The sequence below is a fragment of the Streptomyces sp. T39 genome, from assembly GCF_008042045.1.
Lineage (GTDB): Bacteria > Actinomycetota > Actinomycetes > Streptomycetales > Streptomycetaceae > Streptomyces.
Window position 1 is genome coordinate 1 of sequence record NZ_RDBP01000121.1, and the last position, 1,190, is coordinate 1,190.

The window sequence follows — 1,190 nt, forward strand, 5'->3', positions numbered from 1 at the left end:
ACCTGAGCCGGGACGAGCTCCGCTACTCGCTGCGCTCGCTCCACATGTACGCGCCCTGGGTGCGCACCGTCTACCTGGTGACGGACGACCAGACGCCCTCCTGGCTGAACACCGCGGTCCCGGGGATCGAGGTGGTCAGCCACAAGGACATCTTCCGCTCCTCGGCCGGGCTGCCGACGTTCAACTCGCACGCCATCGAGAGCCAGCTGCACCRCATCGAGGGCCTSTCSGARCACTTCCTCTACCTCAACGACGACGTGTTCATCGGGCGTCCGCTGACGGCGAGTTCGTTCTTCATGAGCAACGGGCTCGCGAAGCTCTTCCGTTCGCCGACCGCGGTGCCGCCGAGCGAGCCGTCGCCCGACGACGAGGGCTACTTCGCCGCCGCCAAGAACAACCGGGCCCTGCTGGAGGAGGCGTTCGGGCGGGTCGCCACCCACGGCTTCCTGCACGCCCCCCACCCGCTGCGCCGCAGCGTGCTGGAGGAGATCGCCGAGCGCTTCCCCGAGGAGGTGTCGGCCACCGCCCGCAACCCCTTCCGCGCGAACACGGACCTGTCCCTCACCTCGTCCCTGCACCACYACTACGCGTACCACACGCGGCGTGCCGTGCCGTCGGCGCTGCCCTACACGTATCTCGACCTGACGCATCCGTGGACGGAGGCCCGGCTCGGCCGGCTGCTCGCCAACCGCGACAAGACGGTGTTCTGCGTCAACGACACGGTCTCCACCGAGCAGGACGTGACGGGCCAGAAGGACCTGATCACGCCGTTCCTGGAGGCGTACTTCCCGGTGCGCAGCCCGTTCGAGAAGTAGCGCGGCCTTCCCGCGCTCCCGTACGGGAGAGGGGGCTTGCACCGTCCGGCCGGACGGTGCAAGCCCCCTCTCCCGTGTACGGGCTCCGGTCAGTCGCGCTCGAAGCGGGAGCGGACCGGGAAGTAGGCGTTCAGGAAGGCGCGCAGCACGCGGTCCTGCTCGTCCACGGGCACTTCGGCGTCGGCCGACTCGCCGATGCAGAACACGTCGTGGCTGCGCGAGGCCAGCAGCCGGCTGAGCACGGTGTGGTGCTCGTAGTTGCCGACGTTGATGTAGCTGCACGAGATCAGCCCGGGCACCGAACGGCCGGTGAGGTAGCCGTAGTGGTGGTGCAGGGACGAGGTGAGGGACAGGTCCGTGTTCGCGCGGAAGGGG

General features: G+C 69.0%; 1 protein-coding gene and 1 pseudogene. One reads left to right on the forward strand and one right to left on the reverse strand.

What is annotated here, in order from left to right; translation table 11 throughout:
- Nucleotides 1–815 (forward strand): stealth conserved region 3 domain-containing protein (locus EAO77_RS35730; RefSeq protein WP_187283566.1); only part of this gene is annotated, 815 nt, incomplete at its 5' end.
- Nucleotides 816–904: 89 nt separating this feature from the next.
- On the opposite strand, the pseudogene EAO77_RS35735 reads toward EAO77_RS35730, so the two are convergent.
- Nucleotides 905–1,190 (reverse strand): annotated as a pseudogene (locus EAO77_RS35735) (glycosyl transferase family 1); the annotation flags it as partial.